4 protein-coding genes and 1 pseudogene are annotated in these 5,983 nt (G+C 71.3%); 4 read left to right on the top strand and 1 reads right to left on the bottom strand.

Going from position 1 to position 5,983, the window contains the following annotated elements; translation table 11 throughout:
* The coding region (locus tag J0670_RS27280) for an EamA family transporter (RefSeq protein ID WP_207814352.1) at positions 1-333 on the bottom strand (333 nt) is incomplete at its 3' end.
* 47 nt (positions 334-380) lie between these two features.
* On the opposite strand from J0670_RS27280, the gene J0670_RS27275 reads away from it, so the two are divergent.
* The 4 genes and pseudogenes from J0670_RS27275 to J0670_RS27265 form a co-directional block, all read left to right on the top strand.
* On the top strand, positions 381-971 hold the full coding sequence (locus tag J0670_RS27275) for a MarR family winged helix-turn-helix transcriptional regulator (protein ID WP_207814350.1): 591 nt from the start codon (positions 381-383) through the stop codon (positions 969-971).
* Positions 972-1,005: 34 nt separating this feature from the next.
* On the top strand, positions 1,006-1,551 hold the full coding sequence (locus J0670_RS39530; RefSeq protein ID WP_374223177.1) for a DUF6328 family protein: 546 nt from the start codon (positions 1,006-1,008) through the stop codon (positions 1,549-1,551).
* A pseudogene (locus tag J0670_RS27270) lies at positions 1,511-4,957 on the top strand (multifunctional oxoglutarate decarboxylase/oxoglutarate dehydrogenase thiamine pyrophosphate-binding subunit/dihydrolipoyllysine-residue succinyltransferase subunit); the annotation flags it as partial. The gene J0670_RS39530 and the pseudogene J0670_RS27270, both read left to right, overlap by 41 nt.
* A gap of 280 nt (positions 4,958-5,237) precedes the next feature.
* Positions 5,238-5,983 (top strand): serine/threonine-protein kinase (locus J0670_RS27265; RefSeq protein ID WP_207814348.1); only part of this gene is annotated, 746 nt, incomplete at its 3' end.

The following is a 5,983-nucleotide window of genomic DNA, read 5'->3' as shown; positions in this document are numbered from 1 at the left end:
CGCCAGCGCCCAGGCGGTGAGCAGCATGGCCAGCGGGGAGGCGGCCATGACGGTGGCGGCGCTGCCGGTGGGCAGGCGCTGGGAGGCGAGGTAGAGCAGGACGAAGAACGCGGCGGTGTTGAGCAGTCCGAGCAGCGCGCTGCGCCACCACCAGGGTCCGCGCGGGCGGCGGCGGGCCAGGGCGAGCAGCAGCAGGCCGGCGGGCAGGGCGCGTAGCGCGGCGCCCCACAGCGGGTACTCGGCGGGCAGGTAGGCGTGGGTCACGTGGTAGTTGGCGCCCCAGGCGAGCGGGGCGAGGGCGGTCAGCAGGACCCACCGCACATTAGCTTCCATGGAAGGCAATATATCTTCCCAGGAAACTAGCGGGGTAGGATGGCGGCATGGAGCACCGGCAGCAGGACGACCACGTCGCACGGATCCAGGCCGAGTGGCGGCGCGAACGCCCCGACCTCGACGTCGGCCCGCAGGCGGTGATCGGGCGCCTGCACCGCCTCGCCGCGCACCTGAGCGCCGAGCTCGCCCTCGTCTACCAGCGCTACGGCCTGGGCGAGGGCGAGTTCGACGTGCTCGCCGCACTGCGCCGCGCCGGCGCCCCGTACGAGCGGGCCCCCGGTGAACTGGCCGCGCACACGATGGTCACCACCGGCGCGATGACCAAGCGCGTCGACCGTCTGGAGCGCGCCGGGCTGGTCACCCGCCGCACCGCCGAGGGGGACCGGCGCGGGCGCGTGGTCGCCCTCACCGACGCCGGACTGCGCCTGATCGACGAGGCGTTCACCGCCCACATGCACAACGAGCACCGCCTGCTCGCCCACCTCGACCGCGAGGAGGCCGCCGCCCTGCAGACGCTCCTCACCGCCTGGCAGCACCGCCTGGACGGCGGCTCACGGGACCCCGGACACGACGCCGACACCGGCAGGGACGACGATGGCGGCAGGGACGACAGCCGGCCCACTGTCCGTACGGATTGACGCCGACCGGCGCCGCACCGTGAGAAGCTGACCCATGACCAGCTCCCCTCCGCCCAACCCCGAACCCGGCAACGACCCTGGCAGCGGCCCCGGGGAACCCGCTCCCCTGCCGCCGGGCTGGGAGAACCCGGCCGTACGGGCGGACCGGCGCCTGGTGGAGCTGATGCAGGAACTGCGAGTACTTCAGACCGGCGTGCAGATCGTCTTCGCCTTCCTGCTCGGCGTCGCCTTCACCCCCCGCTTCGCCGAACTCTCCGACACCCAGCAGGACATCTACATCACCACCCTCCTGCTGACCGTCATCGCCGCCGCCGTCCTCGCCACCCCCGTCGCCCTGCACCGCGGCCTGTACCGCCACCCCGGCAAAGCACGGATCGTCACCGTCTCCGTCCGCATCGCCCAGTACGGCCTGCTCCTGCTCGCCTGCGCCCTCACCGGCGCCGTCCTGCTGGTCCTGGACGTCGTGCTCGGCGCGCCACTGGCCATCGTGATCACCAGTGCCGTCGCCCTGATCTTCACCACCCTGTGGTTCGTCCTGCCCTGGGCCCTACGCCGCGCCACCACCCACGACGACAGCTGACGACCACCCGCCGCCGCACCCCGAGACGCCCTCCGCCGCTGCCGGCCCCGAGCTGGTCCAGCTGCGCGGCCCGGCGAAGGCCGTCGCCACCAACATGGACGCCTCGCTGGAGGTGCCGACCGCGACCTCGGTCCGCGCCGTCCCGGCGAAGCTGTTGATCGACAACCGCATCGTCATCAACAACCACCTGCAGCGCGCCCGCGGTGGCAAGGTCTCCTTCACCCACCTGATCGGCTACGCCCTGGTCCAGGCCATCAAGGCCGCCCCGGGCATGAACTACAGCTACAAGGTGGAGGACGGCAAGGCCTTCCTGGTCAAGCCGGAGCACGTCAACCTCGGCCTGGCCATCGACCTGGTCAAGCCCAACGGCGACCGCCAGCTGGTCGTCGCGGCCATCAAGAAGGCCGAGACCCTCGACTTCTTCGGCTTCTGGCAGGCCTACGAGGACATCGTCCGCCGGGCCCGCGCCAACAAGCTGACCATGGACGACTTCACCGGCGTCACGGTCTCGCTGACCAACCCCGGCGGCATCGGCACCGTGCACTCCGTGCCGCGCCTGATGCAGAACCAGGGCACCATCGTCGGCGTCGGCGCCATGGAGTACCCGGCCGAGTTCCAGGGCTCCGCCCCGGAGACCCTGTCCCGCCTCGGCGTCTCCAAGATCATGACGCTGACCTCGACCTACGACCACCGCGTCATCCAGGGCGCGGCGTCCGGCGAGTTCCTGCGCGAGATCCACCGCCTGCTGCTCGGCGAGAACGGCTTCTACGACGAGATCTTCGAGTCGCTGCGGATCCCGTACGAGCCGGTCCGCTGGGCCACCGACGTCGCCACCACCCACGACGACGAGGTCAACAAGACCGCCCGCGTCATGGAGCTCATCCACTCCTACCGGGTCCGCGGCCACCTGATGGCCGACACCGACCCGCTGGAGTACAAGCAGCGCAAGCACCCCGACCTCGACGTCACCACCCACGGCCTCACCCTGTGGGACCTGGAGCGCGAGTTCGCGGTCGGCGGCTTCGGCGGCCAGAAGATGATGAAGCTCCGCGACATCCTCGGCCTGCTGCGCAACACCTACTGCCGCACCGTCGGCATCGAGTACATGCACATCCAGGACCCGACGCAGCGCAAGTGGCTGCAGGAGCGCCTGGAGAAGCCGTACGCGAAGCCCGAGCGCGAGGAGCAGCTGCGGATCCTCCGCCGCCTGAACTCCGCCGAGGCCTTCGAGACCTTCCTCCAGACCAAGTACGTCGGCCAGAAGCGCTTCTCGCTGGAGGGCGGTGAGTCGCTGATCGCCCTGCTGGACGCGACCATCGACTCCGCCGCCGAGCACCGCCTCGACGAGGCCGTCATCGGCATGGCCCACCGCGGCCGCCTGAACGTGCTGGCCAACATCGTCGGCAAGCCGTACGGCAAGATCTTCGGCGAGTTCGAGGGCAACCTCGACCCGAAGTCGATGCACGGTTCCGGCGACGTCAAGTACCACCTGGGCGCCGAGGGCACCTTCACCGGCCTGGACGGGGAGACCATCAAGGTCTCGCTGGCCGCCAACCCCTCCCACCTGGAGGCCGTGGACCCGGTCGTCGAGGGCATCGCCCGCGCCAAGCAGGACATCCTGGACCAGGGCGGCACGACCTTCCCGGTGCTGCCGATCCAGATCCACGGTGACGCGGCCTTCGCCGGCCAGGGCGTCGTCGCGGAGACCCTGAACATGTCGCAGCTGCGCGGCTACCGCACCGGCGGCACCGTGCACGTCGTGGTGAACAACCAGGTCGGCTTCACCGCCGCCCCGGCCTCCAGCCGCTCCTCGATGTACTGCACCGACGTGGCCCGCATGATCGAGGCCCCGATCTTCCACGTGAACGGCGACGACCCGGAGGCCGTGGTCCGCGTCGCGCGGCTCGCCTTCGAGTTCCGCCAGGCGTTCCACAAGGACGTCGTGATCGACCTCATCTGCTACCGCCGCCGCGGTCACAACGAGGCCGACAACCCGTCGTTCACCCAGCCGCTGATGTACGACCTGATCGACAAGAAGCGCTCGGTGCGCAAGCTGTACACCGAGGGCCTGATCGGTCGCGGCGACATCACCATGGAAGAGGCGGAGCAGGCGCTCCAGGACTTCCAGGGCCAGCTGGAGAAGGTCTTCGCCGAGGTCCGCGACGCGGCCCAGGCGCCGGCCGGCGCCACCGCGGGCAAGCCGGTCGCCGACTTCCCGGTCTCCATCCAGACCGGCATCTCCCAGGAGATGGTCAAGCGGATCGCCGCCTCCCAGGTCAACCTGCCGGACTGGCTGACCGTCCACCCGCGTCTGCTGCCGCAGCTGCAGCGCCGCGCCGCCTCGGTCGAGGACAACACCATCGACTGGGCGATGGGCGAGACCCTCGCCATCGGCTCGCTGCTCATGGAGGGCCACCCGGTCCGCCTGGCCGGCCAGGACAGCCGCCGCGGCACCTTCGGCCAGCGGCACGCCGTCCTGATCGACCGCAAGACCGGCGAGGACTACACCCCGCTCCAGTACCTCACCGAGGACCAGGCCCGCTACACCGTCTACGACAGCCTGCTGTCGGAGTACGCGGCCATGGGCTTCGAGTACGGCTACTCGCTGACCCGCCCGAACTCGCTGGTCATGTGGGAGGCGCAGTTCGGCGACTTCGTCAACGGCGCGCAGACCATGGTGGACGAGTACATCGCCTCCGCCGAGCAGAAGTGGGGCCAGCACTCCGGCGTCACCCTGCTGCTGCCGCACGGCTACGAGGGCCAGGGACCGGACCACTCGTCCGCCCGCCCGGAGCGCTTCCTCCAGCTGTGCGCGCAGAACAACATGACGGTCGCGATGCCGACCCTGCCGTCGAACTACTTCCACCTGCTCCGCTGGCAGGCGCACAACCCGCACCACAAGCCGCTGGTCGTCTTCACCCCGAAGTCGATGCTGCGTCTGAAGGCCGCGGCCAGTTCGACCGAGGAGTTCCTGTCCGGCTCGTTCCGCCCGGTCATCGGCGACACCACCGTCGACCCGGCGCAGGTCCGCAAGGTGGTCATCACCGCCGGCAAGTTCTACTACGACCTGGAGGCGGCCCGCACCGAGCGCGGCGTCACCGACACCGCGATCGTCCGGGTCGAGCGCCTCTACCCGCTGCCGGTGGCCGAGCTCCAGGAGGAGCTGGCCCGCTACGGCGACGACGTCCAGTTCGTCTGGGCGCAGGAGGAGCCGGCCAACCAGGGTGCCTGGCCGTTCATCGCGATGAACCTGGTCGACCACCTGCAGGTCGTCATCGGCCGCAGCGGCGGCGACGCCCGTCTGCGCCGGGTCGCCCGCGGGGCGGCCTCGTCCCCGGCCGTCGGCTCGGCCAAGCGGCACGCCGCCGAGCAGCAGGCGCTGATCGAGGAGGTCTTCGCGCTCTGACGCGCTGAAGCCCGGCACCGCCGGGGCCCCGCCGACCGGGCCCCGCACCGCTGACGCCCGTGGCCCCCGCACTCCCGTCCAGGGAGTACGGGGGCCACGGGCGTTCCGTCCTGCGGGCGTTCTGTCGTGCCCCGGCAAAGGTCGCAGCTCTGCAACCAAACCCGGACCGCTCTGCACGGCTTCCTGACGGATCGATAGGTTATGCCTCGCCCGCCCGACGCCCGTCATCGCGCCGCGGCCCGGCCGAACGACCTCACCGCTCTCCCAGGGGGACCACCACATGACCGCCGACACGCCACGGGAACCCGGCAAGCTGCCTCCGGTCTTCCAGCCGCTCCTGCCGGACGACCCCCGGGAGGTCGGCGGCTACCGGCTGTTCGCCCGGCTCGGCGCCGGCGGCATGGGCCGGGTCTACCTCTCGTACACGCCGGGCGGGCGCCCGGTCGCGCTCAAGGTGGTCCGCCCGGAGTTCGCCGAGGACGGCGAGTTCCGCCGCCGGTTCGCCCAGGAGGTCAGCAACGCCCAGCGCATCCACGGGCTGTACACCGCGCAGGTGATCGACTCCGGCGGTCTGGACTCGGACTCCCCGTGGCTGGTCACCGCGTACGTTCCCGGCCCGTCCCTCCAGCAGGTGGTGCGGGAGAACGGCGCGCTGCCCGTCCGCACCGTGCTGCTGCTGATGGGCGGCATCGCCGAGGCGCTGCAGGCGATCCACAGCGTCGAGGTGGTCCACCGCGACCTCAAGCCCGCCAACGTGCTGGTCGCCGGGGACGGCCCGCGGGTGATCGACTTCGGCATCGCCCGGGCCGCCGACGCCACCGCGCTGACCGGCACCGGCTACCGGATCGGCTCCCCCGCCTTCATGGCCCCCGAGCAGGCCCAGGGCCGCGCGATCACCCCGGCCACCGACGTGTTCGCGCTCGGCGCCCTGGCCGCGTACGTGGCCGGCGGCACCGCGCCGTTCGGCGACGGCCCGGACACGGCGGTGCTCTACCGGGTGGTGCACGAGGAGCCGGACCTGACGGC

The sequence above is a fragment of the Streptomyces sp. FH025 genome (assembly GCF_017427025.1).
Classification (GTDB): Bacteria; Actinomycetota; Actinomycetes; order Streptomycetales; family Streptomycetaceae; genus Kitasatospora.
This window is presented reverse-complemented; position numbering and strand designations above follow the sequence as displayed.

What these genes read in the sequence shown, in the direction of transcription:
- J0670_RS39530 (WP_374223177.1), top strand. Translation starts at nt 1,006, where the DNA reads ATGACCAGCTCCCCTCCGCCCAACCCCGAACCCGGCAACGACCCTGGC.
- J0670_RS27275 (WP_207814350.1), top strand. Translation starts at nt 381, where the DNA reads ATGGAGCACCGGCAGCAGGACGACCACGTCGCACGGATCCAGGCCGAG.